This window comes from Bacillus sp. L381 (genome assembly GCF_030284525.1).
GTDB classification, from domain to species: domain Bacteria; phylum Bacillota; class Bacilli; order Bacillales; family Bacillaceae; genus Bacillus; species Bacillus amyloliquefaciens.
Genome location: NZ_CP127224.1, coordinates 1,575,606 through 1,591,422 on the forward strand (window position 1 = coordinate 1,575,606; position 15,817 = coordinate 1,591,422).

At 46.3% G+C, this 15,817-nt stretch carries 13 protein-coding genes; all 13 read left to right on the plus strand.

Annotation, left to right across the window (positions count from 1 at the left end):
* The 13 genes from frr (at nt 1) to QRX25_RS08105 (ending at nt 15,816) form a co-directional block, all read left to right on the plus strand.
* Nucleotides 1-558, plus strand: a complete 558-nt coding sequence (gene frr, locus QRX25_RS08045) for a ribosome recycling factor (protein WP_013352283.1) — start codon at nt 1-3, stop codon at nt 556-558.
* A gap of 125 nt (nt 559-683) precedes the next feature.
* The gene (gene uppS, locus QRX25_RS08050; RefSeq protein WP_013352284.1) at nt 684-1,466 is read left to right on the plus strand and encodes an undecaprenyl pyrophosphate synthase; all 783 of its coding nucleotides are present in this window, start codon (nt 684-686) and stop codon (nt 1,464-1,466) included.
* A gap of 3 nt (nt 1,467-1,469) precedes the next feature.
* A complete protein-coding gene (locus QRX25_RS08055) occupies nt 1,470-2,267 on the plus strand; it encodes a phosphatidate cytidylyltransferase (protein WP_155759167.1) in 798 nt (265 codons plus the stop codon).
* Nucleotides 2,268-2,322: 55 nt separating this feature from the next.
* Complete coding sequence (gene dxr, locus QRX25_RS08060; RefSeq protein ID WP_212101378.1) at nt 2,323-3,474, plus strand: 1-deoxy-D-xylulose-5-phosphate reductoisomerase; 1,152 nt, start codon at nt 2,323-2,325, stop codon at nt 3,472-3,474.
* Nucleotides 3,475-3,480: 6 nt separating this feature from the next.
* Nucleotides 3,481-4,749 carry an RIP metalloprotease RseP gene (gene rseP / locus QRX25_RS08065; RefSeq protein WP_088612811.1) on the plus strand — a complete coding sequence of 423 codons (1,269 nt, stop codon included), beginning with the start codon at nt 3,481-3,483 and terminating at the stop codon, nt 4,747-4,749.
* A 32-nt stretch (nt 4,750-4,781) separates the two neighbouring features.
* Nucleotides 4,782-6,476: a proline--tRNA ligase gene (locus tag QRX25_RS08070; RefSeq protein ID WP_212101380.1), complete on the plus strand. Its 1,695-nt coding sequence runs from the start codon at nt 4,782-4,784 to the stop codon at nt 6,474-6,476.
* A gap of 111 nt (nt 6,477-6,587) precedes the next feature.
* Nucleotides 6,588-10,901: a PolC-type DNA polymerase III gene (locus tag QRX25_RS08075; protein ID WP_212101382.1), complete on the plus strand. Its 4,314-nt coding sequence runs from the start codon at nt 6,588-6,590 to the stop codon at nt 10,899-10,901.
* Between the two features lie 242 nt (nt 10,902-11,143).
* Nucleotides 11,144-11,614: a ribosome maturation factor RimP gene (gene rimP / locus QRX25_RS08080; RefSeq protein ID WP_065981465.1), complete on the plus strand. Its 471-nt coding sequence runs from the start codon at nt 11,144-11,146 to the stop codon at nt 11,612-11,614.
* A gap of 39 nt (nt 11,615-11,653) precedes the next feature.
* Entirely contained in the window at nt 11,654-12,775 is a 1,122-nt protein-coding gene (gene nusA / locus QRX25_RS08085; RefSeq protein ID WP_045506141.1) for a transcription termination factor NusA, read from the plus strand.
* A 13-nt stretch (nt 12,776-12,788) separates the two neighbouring features.
* Nucleotides 12,789-13,064 carry an RNase P modulator RnpM gene (rnpM, locus tag QRX25_RS08090; RefSeq protein ID WP_065981466.1) on the plus strand — a complete coding sequence of 92 codons (276 nt, stop codon included), beginning with the start codon at nt 12,789-12,791 and terminating at the stop codon, nt 13,062-13,064.
* Between the two features lies 1 nt (nt 13,065).
* A complete protein-coding gene (locus QRX25_RS08095) occupies nt 13,066-13,368 on the plus strand; it encodes a YlxQ family RNA-binding protein (RefSeq protein WP_003154192.1) in 303 nt (100 codons plus the stop codon).
* A 19-nt stretch (nt 13,369-13,387) separates the two neighbouring features.
* On the plus strand, nt 13,388-15,541 hold the full coding sequence (infB, locus tag QRX25_RS08100; protein WP_212101384.1) for a translation initiation factor IF-2: 2,154 nt from the start codon (nt 13,388-13,390) through the stop codon (nt 15,539-15,541).
* Nucleotides 15,538-15,816: a DUF503 domain-containing protein gene (locus tag QRX25_RS08105; RefSeq protein WP_065981468.1), complete on the plus strand. Its 279-nt coding sequence runs from the start codon at nt 15,538-15,540 to the stop codon at nt 15,814-15,816. The genes infB and QRX25_RS08105 overlap by 4 nt, the downstream gene beginning before the upstream one ends.
* Nucleotide 15,817 lies beyond the last annotated feature (1 nt).

Consider the following 15,817-nt stretch of genomic DNA (forward strand, 5'->3'; position numbering starts at 1 on the left):
TTGTCAAACGAAGTATTAACTCAAACAAAAGAACGCATGGAAAAAGCGGTTGCCGCTTATTCACGCGAATTGGCGTCAGTCCGTGCGGGACGTGCCAACCCGTCTCTATTGGATAAAGTGACAGTAGAATACTACGGTGCCCAAACACCTTTAAACCAGCTGTCTTCTATCAATGTGCCTGAAGCGCGTATGCTTGTTGTCACACCGTATGACAAAACAGCAATCGGCGATATTGAAAAAGCGATTCTGAAAGCTGATCTTGGCGTAACTCCGACAAGTGACGGCACAATTATCCGCATCGCGATCCCTGCTCTGACGGAAGAAAGACGTAAAGAACTTGTCAAAGTCGTGAAAAAATACGCGGAAGAAGCGAAAGTGGCAGTCCGTAATGTCCGCCGTGACAGCAACGATGAACTCAAAAAGCTTGAGAAAAACGGAGACATTACAGAAGACGAGCTTCGTGCTTCCAGTGAAGACGTTCAAAAGCTGACAGATGAATTTGTGTCAAAAATTGACAGTGTTACAAAGGACAAAGAAAAAGAAATCATGGAAGTTTAATGAAAAACTATGTACAATAGATAATGTGAAAAGACCCTCTCATGTTTACAGGGGGTTTTTTTGTTAATACTGTTGATTACATTGATCATCAGCAACGCAACCTTTTTGGGTGACGGAGGAATCTCATGCTCAACATACTCAAAAATTGGAAGAATCAGCAGAATGCGGCTTCCAACTTAGAACGGTATACAAAAGAAGACATACTGAAGGGTGAAATTCCCGCACACATCGCCATTATTATGGACGGTAACGGACGCTGGGCGAAGAAGCGTTCACTTCCGCGGATTGCCGGACATCATGAAGGAATGAAAGTGGTAAAAAGAGTGACAAAGCTCGCAAATCAGCTCGGCGTCAAAGTTCTGACTCTTTACGCGTTTTCCACGGAGAACTGGAAGCGCCCGAAGATGGAAGTAGACTTTTTGATGAAGCTTCCGGAAGAGTTCCTGAATACGTATCTTCCTGAATTGATAGAGGAGAATGTACGTGTGAAAATAATCGGAGATGAATCCGCGCTCCCTTCTCATACGTATAAGGCGATTGAGAAGGCCGTAAAAGATACAGAACAAAATGACGGGCTGATTCTCAATTTCGCTTTGAACTACGGCGGACGCACGGAAATCGTCAATGCGGCAAAAGCATTGGCCGAACAGGTGAAAAGCGGTACGCTGAATATCGAAGACATTGATGAAGCGCTCTTTTCCAAGCATTTAATGACAGAATCAATCCAGGACCCGGAGCTGCTCATCAGAACGAGCGGAGAAATCAGACTGAGCAACTTTATGCTTTGGCAGGTGGCTTACAGTGAATTTGTTTTTACAGATGTCCTGTGGCCCGATTTTAAGGAAGATCACTTTCTGAAGGCAGTGGGAGAATTTCAGCAGCGGGGCCGGAGGTTTGGCGGAATTTAGAGGATGGTGGAAATGAAACAAAGATTGTTAACGGGTGTTCTGGCAGCGGCACTATTTTTATTTTTGGTTATTTTCGGAGGATTGCCGTTCACCGTATTTGTTTATGTGATGGGCAGTATAGCGCTTTTTGAGCTTTTGCGGATGAAAAAGCTCAAGTTTTTTTCTTTTCCGGGACTGATCAGCCTCCTGCTATTATGGCTGTATATGATGCCGGACAAATATCATTTTTTTGACGCGAAAATGGAAGTAACGATTTTCGCCGTTTTGATATTGCTCAGCTATACGGTGCTTGTGAAAAACACCTTTACGTTTGATGAAGTCGGATTTATCGTCCTGGCGACGGTATATATCGGACTGTGTTTTCATTATTTTATTGAAATCAGAAACATTGAAACAAACGGGCTTTTGTATATTTTTTATGCCTGCGTTGTCATATGGTCAACGGATTCGGGCGCATATTTTGTAGGAAAGTCGCTCGGGAAGCGGAAGCTGTGGCCTGAAATCAGCCCTAACAAAACGGTGGAAGGGTTTCTCGGCGGTATTGTCATCGCCCTTATTTTCACGGCTGTTTTTCAGCTGTTTGCCGGTCTTCCGATTTCATACCCGTTTCTTTTGGTCATCACACTTGTTCTGTCTGTTTTCGGACAGATCGGGGATTTGGTGGAATCAGCGCTGAAACGGCACTATGATGTGAAGGATTCGGGGAAAATCCTTCCGGGGCACGGCGGCATTTTAGATCGATTTGACAGCTTTTTGTTTGTCATGCCGTTCTTATACTTTCTGCTTGCGCTTTTTTCATGAGAAAGGCTAATATGAAAATAAGACCGATCTGGACGCATAGAATGGGAGTGGCATTTTGAAGAATATTTGTCTTTTAGGAGCAACGGGATCAATAGGGGAGCAGACATTGGATGTATTGCGCATGCATCAAGACCAATTCCGTCTCGTCTCAATGACTTTCGGTAAAAACGCCGAAAAAGCAATCCCGTTGATCAGAACGTTTCAGCCGAAGTATGTAGCAGTCGGCGACATGGATACATATCGAAAAGTGAAAGAAGCGTCTTTTTCTCATGAGTGTCAAATCGGCATCGGAGAAGAAGGCCTGATCGAAGCGGCGGTCATGGATGAAGTGGATATCGTGGTCAATGCGCTGCTCGGAAGCGTCGGTTTAATCCCGACTTTGAAAGCGATTGAACAGAAAAAAACAATTGCGCTTGCAAATAAGGAAACTCTTGTCACTGCCGGGCATATAGTGAAAGGACACGCAAAACAATACGGCGTGCCCCTTCTTCCGGTCGACAGCGAACATTCCGCTATTTTTCAGGCGCTGCAAGGAGAACAGAGCAAAAATATCGAGCGTCTGATCATTACGGCATCAGGCGGCAGTTTCAGGGATAAAACACGGCAGGAGCTTGAGTCTGTAACGATTGCCGACGCCCTTAACCACCCGAACTGGTCGATGGGTGCAAAGATTACGATTGATTCGGCTACAATGATGAATAAAGGGCTTGAAGTCATTGAAGCGCACTGGCTGTTTGACATTCCGTATGAACAGATTGACGTTGTTTTACATAAGGAGAGCATCATTCATTCGATGGTTGAATTTCACGACAGAAGCGTCATTGCCCAGCTCGGAAATCCGGACATGAGGGTGCCGATTCAATACGCGCTGACATATCCGGACCGGCTGCCTCTGCATGATACAAAAAGGCTTGAATTATGGGAGATCGGAAGCCTTCATTTTGCGAAAGCTGACTTTGAAAGGTTCCGCTGCTTACAATTTGCCTTTGAATCAGGTAAAATAGGGGGAACGATGCCGACGGTTTTAAATGCGGCCAATGAAGAAGCCGTCGCCGCTTTTCTTGCCGGACGGATTTCGTTCTTATCGATTGAGGATCTGATAGAAAAAGCATTGAACCGCCACAGCGTAATTCAGGATCCGAGTCTTGCGGATATCCAAGAAGTGGACAAAGACACCCGGGGATACGTTAATTCAATACTCACATAAGGTGGTATGTTCGTGAATACAGTTATCGCGTTTATTATTATTTTCGGAACGCTCGTTTTTTTCCATGAGCTGGGGCATTTACTGCTCGCCCAAAGAGCGGGAATCCTTTGCCGTGAATTTGCGATCGGGTTCGGACCCAAAATCTTTTCATTTAAAAAGAATGAAACCGTGTATACGATCAGGCTCCTTCCGGTCGGCGGGTTCGTCCGCATGGCCGGTGAAGATCCGGAAATGATTGAAGTCAAACCCGGTTATACCGTCGGGCTTCTTTTTAATAAAGACGACGAAGTGGAAAAAGTCATCATTAATCAAAAGGAAAAATACCCCGACGCTTTAATTGTCGAGGTGGAGACGGCTGACCTTGAGCACGAAATGAAGATTACAGGGTATGAGCAGGGGAAAGAAGATGAACTGTCGGGCTTTACTGTCAGTCAGACCTCTTTTTTCATCGTAGACGGAGAAGAAGTGCAGATTGCGCCTTACAACCGCCAATTCGGGTCAAAACCTGTATGGCAGCGGATTAAGGCGATTGCTGCCGGTCCGATTATGAACTTCATCTTAGCGTATGTCATTCTCGTCATGCTTGGATTCATTCAAGGCGTGCCTTCGAATCAGCCTGAGCTCGGAAAACTGACAGACAATGGACGCGCAGCGGCTGCCGGTTTAAAAGAAGGCGACTATATCCAGAGCATTAACGGTGAAAAAATGCGGTCATGGACTGACATCGTGACAGCGGTAAAAGACAATCCCGGGAAAAAAATCGATGTCGCCGTGAAACGTGACGGCAAATCGTTTCATATCTCGGTTACCCCTGAAGCCGTAAAAGATGAAAACAAAAAAACAATCGGCCGCTTCGGCTCTTATGCGCCGACTGAAAAAGGCGCGTTTGCTGCGATCGCTTACGGCGCGACTTCTACGGTTGATGTCACAAAGGCGATCCTGACCAATCTGAGCAAAATCGTGACAGGCCAGTTTAAGCTTGATATGCTTTCGGGCCCTGTCGGAATTTATGATATGACGGATCAGGTTGCAAAAACCGGCATTATCAACCTATTCCAGTTTGCGGCGTTTTTAAGCATCAACCTTGGAATCGTCAACCTGCTGCCGATCCCGGCGCTTGACGGCGGAAGACTGCTGTTTTTATTCATTGAAGCAATCCGCGGTAAGCCGATTAACCGTGACAAGGAAGCATTTGTCGTATTTATCGGCGTCGCTTTCTTAATGCTTCTTATGCTGGTTGTCACATGGAACGATATCCAGCGTTTATTCTTATAATTGACTAGTAAAAAAATCAGAGGTGCGAAGACATGAGACAAAGTTTGACGCTTATTCCGACCCTGAGAGAAGTGCCGGCCGATGCTGAAGCAAAAAGCCATAAGCTTCTGCTGAGAGCGGGATTTATCAGACAAAATACGAGCGGGGTTTACAGCTATATGCCCCTGGCTTACAGGGTCATTCAAAACATTCAGAAGATCGTGCGTGAAGAAATGGAAAAAATCAACGCGGTGGAAATGCTGATGCCGGCCCTTCAGCAGGCTGAAACTTGGCAGGAATCAGGCAGATGGTATACGTACGGGCCTGAATTGATGCGTCTGAAAGACCGTCACGGCCGCGAATTTGCTTTAGGCGCGACACATGAAGAAGTCATTACTTCTCTCGTGCGCGATGAGGTGAAATCTTATAAGCGTCTGCCGCTCACTCTTTACCAGATCCAGTCTAAATTCAGAGATGAAAAACGCCCGCGTTTCGGGTTATTGCGGGGACGCGAATTCATCATGAAAGATGCGTACTCTTTCCATGCCTCTGAAGAAAGTCTGGAAGAAACGTATCAAAACATGTACGGCGCATACAGCAGCATTTTCGCACGCTGCGAATTAAATGTCCGTCCCGTTATTGCCGACTCAGGCGCAATGGGCGGAAAAGACACGCATGAATTTATGGCTCTTTCCGAAATTGGGGAAGATACCATCGCATATTCCGACGGATCCTCTTACGCAGCCAACACGGAAATGGCGGAAGTTGTCATGAACGCCGAGCCGTCAGATGAAAAACCTGAGGCGCTGGAAAAAATTGATACGCCGAATGTTAAAAGCATTGAAGAGCTGGCTTCTTTCTTGCAGATCGAGCCGAGCGCCTGCATCAAATCAATGCTGTTTAAAGCGGATGACCGATTTGTTCTCGTGTTAGTAAGAGGCGATCATGAGGTCAATGACGTAAAAGTGAAAAACCTTCTGAACGCGGAAGTGGTTGAGCTTGCGTCTCGTGAAGAAGTAGCGGAGAAGCTTGGCACGGAGCCGGGATTTGCGGGGCCGATCGGCGCTGCCGGCGACATTGAAATTTATGCCGACCAGGCTGTCAAAGTGATGGTAAACGCAGTAAGCGGCGCGAATGAAAAAGACCGCCATTACCGAAACGTAAACATCGAACGCGATGCGTCTGTAAAAGCATATGCCGATCTTCGAATTATTCAGGAAGGCGATCCGTCACCTGACGGAAAAGGCACGATCCGTTTCGCTGAGGGAATTGAAGTCGGACAAGTCTTTAAACTCGGCACGCGTTATTCTGAAGCTATGAATGCGACATACCTTGATGAAAACGGGCGGGCGCAGCCGATGCTGATGGGATGTTACGGAATCGGCGTGTCCAGAACCCTTTCAGCAATCGCTGAACAGCATCACGACGAAAAAGGCCTGATCTGGCCGAAAAGCGTTGCTCCGTATGATCTTCATATTTTGGCGCTGAATATGAAAAACGAGGCGCAAAAAGAGCTTGCTGAGCAGCTTTACGGCAAATTCCAAGCGGAAGGTTATGAGGTGTTATACGATGACCGCGCAGAACGCGCAGGCGTGAAATTTGCTGATTCTGACCTGATCGGCCTTCCGATCCGCATCACTGTCGGTAAACGTGCCGATGAAGGCATCGTAGAAGTGAAAATCCGCAAAACCGGTGAATCTGCCGAAGTTTCAGTGGATGAGCTTTCTGAATTTATTAAGACGAAGTAATCGCCATAACGAATCGTACAAAATCATGTTAAAATAGAGAAAAAAGAAGGTACCTCATCACCTGCGGAGGTACCTTCACTTATGATGTTTTAAGGGAGGGATACTGTCTGAATGGAACAGTTATCAGTAAACAGAAGACAGTTTCAGATTCTTCTGCAGCAGCTTAATATGACAGATGATACCTTCATGACATACTTTGAAGATGGAGAGATTGATAAACTGACAATCCATAAAGCAGAAAAGGCCTGGCATTTCCAATTTCGCTTTAAGGCTCTTTTGCCGTATCAAATATATGATTCATTCATGATGAGGTTAACACAATCGTTTGCTCACATCGCCCGTGTCACGTCGTCCATTCAAGTCATTGACCCTAGTGTGTCAGAGGAGCTTGTACAGGATTATTGGACACGCTGTATCGAAGAGCTTGAAGGAACCTCGCCGCCGATGGTGGCCCTTTTGAATCAGCAGAAGCCGAAGCTCAAGGGAAACAAGCTGATCGTGAAAACAAAGACGGATACAGAAGCATCGGCGCTCAAAAATAAATACAGCGCACTGATTCAGCACAGCTATCGCCAATTCGGCTTTCCGGAACTGCAGCTGGATACGGAAATTTTCGTGTCTGATCAAGAAATTCAGAAATTCCGCGAGCAAAAGCTTGCTGAAGATCAGGAGCGGGCGATGCAGGCGCTTATCGAAATGGAGAAGAAGGAAAAAGAGGGCGATGACGATCAGACGCCGTCCGGGCCGCTTGTCATCGGCTATCAAATTAAAGAGAACGAAGAAATCCGGACTCTCGACAGCATCATGGATGAAGAAAGAAGAATCACGGTGCAGGGCTATGTGTTTGATGCTGAAACACGCGAGCTGAAAAGCGGACGGACGCTCTGTATTTTCAAAATTACGGATTATACAAACAGTATTCTAGTAAAAATGTTTGCAAGAGAAAAAGAAGACGCCGCCCTCATGAAAACGCTGAAAAAGGGCATGTGGGTGAAAGCGCGGGGAAGCATCCAAAACGATACATTCGTCAGAGACCTCGTCATGATTGCAAATGACGTGAATGAAGTAAAAGCCAAAACCCGGGAAGATACCGCTCCTGAAGGTGAAAAACGGGTAGAGCTTCATCTGCATTCTCCGATGAGCCAAATGGACGCCGTAACGGGCATCGGGAAGCTTGTCGAACAGGCGAAAAAATGGGGACACGAAGCGATTGCGTTAACTGATCATGCCGTCGTGCAGTCCTTCCCGGATGCTTATTCCGCCGCGAAAAAGCACGGTATTAAAATGATTTACGGAATGGAAGCCAATATCGTAGATGACGGCGTTCCGATCGCATACAATCCCGCTCACCGTCTCCTGGAAGAGGACACATATGTCGTCTTTGACGTTGAAACGACAGGTCTGTCAGCAGTGTATGACACTATCATTGAGCTTGCGGCAGTCAAAATAAGAGGCGGAGAAATCATTGATAAATTCGAAGCGTTCGCCAATCCGCACCACCCTCTGTCGGCAACGACGATAGAGCTTACCGGAATTACGGATGACATGGTGCGCGACGCGCCCGATGTCGTTGACGTTGTCAGGGATTTTAAAGAATGGATCGGCGATGATGTGTTAGTGGCTCACAACGCCAGCTTTGATATGGGATTTTTAAATGTGGCGTACAAGCGCCTTTTGAAAACCGAAAAAGCGAAAAATCCGGTCATTGATACGCTGGAACTCGCGCGTTTCCTGTATCCTGAATTTAAAAATCACCGCTTAAATACGTTATGTAAGAAGTTTGATATCGAATTAACCCAGCATCACCGAGCGGTCTTTGACGCTGAAGCAACAGGATATCTGCTGTTAAAAATGCTCAAAGACGCGGCTGAAAAAGACATTTTTTATCATGATCAGCTGAATGAGAATATGGGACAATCCAATGCTTACCAAAGATCAAGGCCTTATCACGCTACATTGCTTGCCGTGAATGAGACCGGCCTGAAAAATCTGTTTAAGCTCGTCTCCATTTCTCATATTCAATATTTCTACAGAGTGCCGCGCATTCCGAGGTCGCAGCTTGATAAATACAGAGAAGGCCTGTTAATCGGTTCTGCATGTGACAGGGGAGAGGTCTTTGAAGGCATGATGCAAAAATCACCTGAAGAGGTTGAAGATATCGCATCTTTCTATGACTATCTTGAAGTGCAGCCGCCGGAAGTATACAGGCACCTTCTGCAGCTTGAGCTCGTCCGGGATGAAAAAGCGCTGAAAGAAATCATCACAAACATTACGAAGCTCGGGGAAAAATTGAATAAACCGGTCGTTGCGACAGGAAATGTCCACTATTTAAACGATGAGGATAAAATTTACCGGAAGATCTTAATTTCTTCTCAAGGCGGCGCCAACCCGTTAAACAGACATGAACTGCCTAAAGTGCACTTTAGAACGACAGATGAAATGCTGGATGCTTTCTCCTTTCTGGGTGCGGAAAAAGCGAAAGAAATCGTGGTTGAGAATACACAAAAAGTCGCTTCCATGATCGAAGAGATCAAACCGATTAAAGACGACCTGTATACGCCGAAAATTGACGGAGCCGATGAAGAAATCCGTGAAATGAGCTATCAGCGCGCGAGAAGCATTTACGGTGAAGAGCTTCCTGAAATTGTTGAAGCGAGAATAGAGAAAGAATTAAAAAGCATCATCGGCCATGGATTCGCCGTTATATATCTCATTTCTCATAAGCTTGTAAAACGGTCTCTGGATGACGGCTATCTCGTCGGCTCCCGGGGATCCGTCGGTTCATCACTTGTGGCGACTTTAACGGAAATCACTGAAGTGAACCCGCTCGCTCCGCACTATGTGTGCCCGAGCTGCCGGTATTCCGAATTCTTTAATGACGGATCCGTCGGTTCCGGTTTTGACCTTCCGGATAAAAGCTGCCCGTCTTGCGGCACTCCTTTGAAAAAGGACGGACACGATATCCCGTTTGAAACGTTCTTAGGTTTCAAAGGTGATAAAGTACCCGATATTGACTTGAACTTCTCAGGTGAGTATCAGCCGCATGCCCATAACTACACGAAAGTGCTGTTCGGTGAAGATAACGTTTACCGTGCGGGAACGATCGGCACCGTTGCGGAAAAGACGGCTTACGGATATGTGAAGGGCTATGCGGGCGACCACAACCTTCACATGCGCGGCGCAGAAATCGACCGCCTCGTACAGGGCTGTACCGGCGTTAAGAGAACGACCGGCCAGCACCCGGGGGGTATTATCGTTGTACCGGATTACATGGATATTTACGATTTTTCACCGATTCAATTCCCGGCTGATGCGACGGGTTCTGAATGGAAAACGACCCACTTTGACTTCCACTCCATTCATGACAACCTGCTGAAGCTTGATATATTGGGACACGATGATCCGACAGTCATCCGGATGCTCCAGGATTTAAGCGGAATTGATCCGAAGACGATTCCGACGGATGATCCTGAAGTTATGAAGATTTTCCAAGGCACAGAATCGCTCGGCGTCACTGAAGAGCAGATCGGCTGCAAAACGGGGACGCTCGGCATTCCTGAATTCGGGACGCGATTTGTGCGGCAGATGCTCGAAGATACTAAGCCGACGACGTTCTCTGAGCTTGTTCAGATTTCCGGGCTTTCCCACGGGACCGACGTATGGCTCGGCAATGCGCAGGAACTGATACACAACAATACGTGTGAACTGAGCGAAGTGATCGGCTGCCGTGATGACATAATGGTTTATTTGATCTATCAGGGCCTTGAGCCTTCACTGGCCTTTAAAATTATGGAATTTGTCCGTAAAGGCAAAGGCCTGACGCCGGAATGGGAAGAAGAAATGAAAAAGAACAATGTGCCGAACTGGTATATTGATTCATGCAAAAAAATCAAATACATGTTCCCGAAAGCCCACGCCGCCGCATACGTGTTAATGGCGGTGCGGATTGCATACTTTAAAGTGCATCACGCGCTTTTATACTATGCTGCTTATTTTACCGTGCGCGCAGATGACTTTGACATTGATACGATGATTAAAGGCTCGACTGCCATCAGGGCGGTGATGGATGAGATCAGTTCCAAAGGGCTGGATGCTTCGCCGAAGGAAAAAAACCTCCTTACCGTGTTAGAGCTTGCGCTTGAAATGTGTGAACGCGGCTATTCCTTCCAGAAGGTCGACCTATACCGTTCAAGCGCTTCGGAATTTATTATTGACGGCAACAGTCTGATCCCGCCGTTCAACTCAATTCCGGGACTCGGAACCAACGCCGCTCTCAATATTGTAAAAGCGCGGGAAGAAGGAGAGTTCCTTTCAAAAGAAGACCTTCAAAAACGCGGAAAAGTGTCAAAAACCATTTTAGAGTATTTAGACCGCCACGGCTGTCTGGAGTCGCTTCCGGACCAAAACCAGCTGTCACTGTTTTAAGCTTTGGCAGCAAGCCTTTTAGGCGGAGTTTGATTTGCATTAAATATATGGTTATGGTATAGTTTTATTGGAAATGCTAACGATTACCGAGGCCAAAGAGTGGGGAAACCCGCTCTTTTGTATTGAACAGGCAATTTTGCCTCGACATGTCCATCGTTTTCTCAAAGCCCCTGCTCTTTAGAAGCAGGGTTTTTATGCAGAGGAACGGCTGATATGATATCGACAGCACAAGGAGGAAAAACATGAGCAAAAAAGTGACTGATACCGTTCAAGAAATGGCTCAGCCCATACTAGATGACCTTCAGCTTGAACTCGTAGACATTGAATTTGTCAAAGAGGGTCAAAACTGGTTCCTTCGCGTGTTTATTGATTCCGATAACGGTGTTGATATTGAGGAGTGCGCCAAAGTCAGCGAAGCGTTAAGCGAAAAGCTGGATGAGGCCGATCCGATCACTCAAAACTACTTTCTTGAAGTATCTTCTCCAGGAGCCGAGCGTCCATTAAAGAAAAAAGCCGACTTCGAAAAATCACTGGGCAAAAATGTGTACATGAAAACGTACGAACCGATTGACGGTTTAAAAGTGTTTGAAGGCAAATTGGCTGAATTTGATGGACAAACTGCTACAATAGAGATGACGGTCAAAACAAGGAAGAAACGGGTCAATATTCCGTATGAAAAAATAGCTAACGCAAGATTAGCTGTAACTTTTTAATGAATGAAGTATTAGTGTTTAAGGGGGGAGACCGCTAACATGAGCAGTGAACTATTAGATGCCCTCACGATTCTTGAAAAAGAAAAAGGCATCAGTAAAGACATTATCATCGAAGCAATTGAAGCTGCCTTAATTTCTGCGTATAAGCGAAATTTTAACCAGGCACAAAACGTACGGGTCGATCTGAACCGTGAGACGGGCACCATCCGCGTGTTCGCAAGAAAAGATGTCGTAGACGAGGTATACGATTCAAGGCTTGAAATCTCGCTTGACGACGCTCAGCACATCCATCCGAACTACCTTGTCGGAGATGTCGTTGAAATAGAAGTAACGCCGAAAGACTTCGGCCGCATTGCTGCGCAGACAGCAAAACAAGTGGTGACGCAGCGTGTCCGTGAAGCTGAGCGCGGCGTGATTTACTCAGAATTTATCGATCGTGAAGAAGACATCATGACGGGAATTGTACAGCGTTTAGACAGCAAATTTATTTACGTGTCTCTCGGCAAGATTGAAGCGCTGCTGCCCGTTAATGAACAAATGCCGAATGAGAGCTATAAACCTCACGATCGGATTAAAGTATTCATTACAAAAGTCGAAAAAACGACAAAAGGGCCGCAAATCTATGTATCAAGAACACATCCCGGTCTTTTGAAGCGTCTTTTTGAAATCGAAGTGCCGGAAATTTATGACGGAACGGTCGAGCTGAAATCCGTTGCCAGAGAAGCGGGCGACCGCTCTAAAATCTCCGTCCGCACTGATGATCCTGACGTCGATCCTGTCGGTTCATGCGTCGGCCCTAAAGGCCAGCGCGTACAGGCGATCGTCAATGAACTGAAAGGCGAAAAAATTGATATCGTCAACTGGTCTGACGATCCGGTTGAATTTGTTGCCAATGCGCTCAGCCCATCTAAAGTGCTGGATGTCATCGTCAACGAAGAAGAAAAAGCCACGACTGTCATCGTTCCTGATTACCAGCTTTCTCTGGCAATCGGAAAGAGAGGGCAAAACGCCCGCTTAGCCGCGAAACTGACAGGCTGGAAAATTGATATCAAAAGTGAAACGGATGCAAGAGACATTGGCATCTATCCGAGAGAGCATGAAGAAGATGACGATTTAGAGCCGCTCTTTATGGAGCCTGAAACAGCCGAATCGGATGAATAAGAGGTGACTTTAGGTGAATAAGCGAAAAAAAATTCCTCTGCGCAAATGTGTGGTAACGGGGGAAATGAAGCCTAAAAAGGAACTGATCCGAATAGTCCGTTCAAAAGAAGGAGAGATTTCAGTCGATCCGACAGGCAAGAAGAACGGGCGGGGTGCCTATATCACCCTTGAGAAAGAATGCATCTTAGCTGCGAAAAAGAAAAACACATTGCAAAATCAATTTCAAACACAAATCGATGACCAGATTTTCGAAGAATTGCTGGAACTGGCGGAAAAGGTGAAAAAATAACATGTCTGGAATGGAATGGTTTCCCTTGCTGGGTCTGGCCAATCGAGCTCGTAAGGTCGTGTCGGGCGAGGACTTGGTTATAAAAGAAATTAGAAATGCGCGTGCAAAACTTGTTCTGCTGACAGAAGATGCATCTGCGAATACTGCAAAAAAAGTATCCGATAAATGCAATTATTATAAAGTACCTTATAAAAAAGTCGAAAGCCGCGCGGATCTCGGCCGTTCTATCGGCAAGGAATCACGTGTCGTTGTCGCCGTCACTGACCAAGGTTTTGCGAATAAGCTGATCAGCTTGCTCGATTAATATTTTTGGGGGTGAACGAATGGCTAAAATGAGAGTATACGAATATGCAAAAGCCATCAATGTTTCAAGTAAGGAAATTTTGACTGCGCTGAAAAACATGGATATAGTAGTAAATAACCATATGGCAACGCTTGAAGAAAAGACCATTAAGCAGCTTGATGCGAAATTTAAAAAAGGCGGCGCCGGCGTTAAATCTCAAAAGCCTGCGGAAACGAACAAAAACAAGCAGCCGCAAGGGGTTAATCAGCAGCCTGCTGGGAATCAACCAAACAAAATTCGAGACGGAAAGAAGAATGACGTGCAGAATAATCAATTTAACAAAAACAAGAAGAATAACAACAACAACAAAAACAAAAACAAACGCAATCATAACAACAAAAATCAGCATCAGCAAAAACCGCTGAAGCCGAAAAAAGAGCTTCCTGAGAAAATTACGTTTTCCGGCTCTTTAACAGTCGGAGCCTTAGCCGAAGAACTGGGCAAAGAACCGTCTGAACTCATTAAAAAGCTGATGCTTCTGGGCGTAATGGCTACGATTAACCAGGAGCTTGACAAAGATACAATCGAACTGATCGCATCTGAATACGGTGTGGAAACAGAAGAAGTGATTGTGCTTGAAGAAACTGAGCTTGAAAAATATGAAGAGGCTGACAAAGAAGAAGATCTTCAAATCCGTCCGCCTGTCGTAACGATCATGGGCCACGTTGACCACGGGAAAACGACCCTTCTTGACAGCATCAGAAAGACTAAAGTTGTTGAAGGAGAAGCCGGCGGAATCACCCAGCATATCGGGGCTTACCAGATCGAAGAAAACGGCAAAAAAATCACTTTCCTTGATACACCCGGACACGCGGCGTTCACAACGATGCGCGCACGCGGAGCGGAAGTAACCGATATTACCATTTTAGTCGTAGCGGCTGATGACGGCGTTATGCCGCAAACAGTCGAAGCCATCAACCATGCGAAAGCGGCTGAGGTTCCGATTATCGTTGCCGTGAATAAAGTGGATAAAGAAAGCGCGAACCCGGACCGTGTTATGCAGGAACTGACTGAATACGGACTCGTTCCGGAAGCATGGGGAGGAGAAACGATTTTCGTTCCTCTGTCCGCTCTTACAGGCAAGGGAATTGACGAGCTTGTCGAAATGATTCTGCTTGTCAGTGAAGTAGAAGAGCTGAAAGCCAATCCGAACCGTCAGGCAAAAGGAACGGTTATTGAAGCTGAGCTCGATAAAGGAAGAGGATCTGTTGCGACACTTCTCGTTCAAACGGGAACATTGCATGTCGGAGATCCGATCGTTGTCGGAAATACATTCGGCCGCGTGCGGGCCATGGTCAATGATCTCGGCCGCCGCGTGAAAACAGCCGGACCGTCCACACCTGTGGAAATCACGGGCTTAAACGACGTACCGCAGGCTGGCGATCAATTCCTCGTCTTTAAAGACGAAAAAACAGCCCGTTCTGTCGGTGAAGCGCGCGCTTCCAAGCAATTGGAAGAACAGCGCAGCGACAAAGCGAAGCTGAGCCTTGATGATCTGTTTGAGCAAATTAAACAAGGCGATGTCAAAGATATCAACTTAATCGTAAAAGCGGACGTTCAAGGTTCTGCCGAAGCGTTAACGGCCGCTCTTCAAAAAATTGAAGTAGAAGGCGTAAAAGTGAAAATCATTCACACAGGCGTCGGTGCGATTACGGAATCAGACATCATTCTCGCATCTGCTTCAAATGCAATCGTTATCGGGTTTAATGTGCGCCCAGACGGAAATGCTAAGAGCACGGCTGAAGCTGAAAATGTAGATATCCGCCTTCACCGTATCATTTACAAAGTCATCGAAGAAATTGAAGCGGCGATGAAAGGAATGCTTGATCCTGAATACGAAGAAAAAGTCATCGGTCAGGTTGAAGTGCGCCAAACATTCAAAGTGTCGAAAATCGGCACGATTGCCGGCGGATATGTAACAGACGGCCACATTACACGTGACAGCGGACTCCGCTTGATCCGTGACGGCGTAGTAATCTTCGAAGGGGAAGTAGATGTTCTGAAACGCTTCAAAGATGATGTGAAAGAAGTTTCACAAGGATATGAATGTGGTATTACGATTAAGAAATACAATGACATTCGTGAAGGTGACATCCTTGAAGCGTATGTCATGCAGGAAATTGAAAGAAAGTGATCGGATTTGCGGAATGTGAATGCATCATTTACGATGCGGGATCATTAAAGGAGAAACGGGCCGTTCTGAAGCGGATTATCACAAGGGTTCAGAATAAGTTCAACGTGTCGGCAGCAGAAATCGGCTATCAGGACACTTGGCAGCGGACCAGCTTCGGAATCGCCGTCGTCTCCTCCTCTCACGTTCAGGCGGAAAGGGAGATTCAGCGCGTACTCGCGTTTATTGACTCCTTTCCCGAAATAGAACGGACGATCACTAGAACAGAGTGGTTTTAAC

What these genes read in the sequence shown, in the direction of transcription:
- uppS (WP_013352284.1), top strand. Translation starts at nt 684, where the DNA reads ATGCTCAACATACTCAAAAATTGGAAGAATCAGCAGAATGCGGCTTCC.
- QRX25_RS08055 (WP_155759167.1), top strand. Translation starts at nt 1,470, where the DNA reads ATGGTGGAAATGAAACAAAGATTGTTAACGGGTGTTCTGGCAGCGGCA.
- rseP (WP_088612811.1), top strand. Translation starts at nt 3,481, where the DNA reads ATGTTCGTGAATACAGTTATCGCGTTTATTATTATTTTCGGAACGCTC.
- QRX25_RS08070 (WP_212101380.1), top strand. Translation starts at nt 4,782, where the DNA reads ATGAGACAAAGTTTGACGCTTATTCCGACCCTGAGAGAAGTGCCGGCC.
- QRX25_RS08075 (WP_212101382.1), top strand. Translation starts at nt 6,588, where the DNA reads ATGGAACAGTTATCAGTAAACAGAAGACAGTTTCAGATTCTTCTGCAG.
- rimP (WP_065981465.1), top strand. Translation starts at nt 11,144, where the DNA reads ATGAGCAAAAAAGTGACTGATACCGTTCAAGAAATGGCTCAGCCCATA.
- nusA (WP_045506141.1), top strand. Translation starts at nt 11,654, where the DNA reads ATGAGCAGTGAACTATTAGATGCCCTCACGATTCTTGAAAAAGAAAAA.
- QRX25_RS08095 (WP_003154192.1), top strand. Translation starts at nt 13,066, where the DNA reads ATGTCTGGAATGGAATGGTTTCCCTTGCTGGGTCTGGCCAATCGAGCT.
- infB (WP_212101384.1), top strand. Translation starts at nt 13,388, where the DNA reads ATGGCTAAAATGAGAGTATACGAATATGCAAAAGCCATCAATGTTTCA.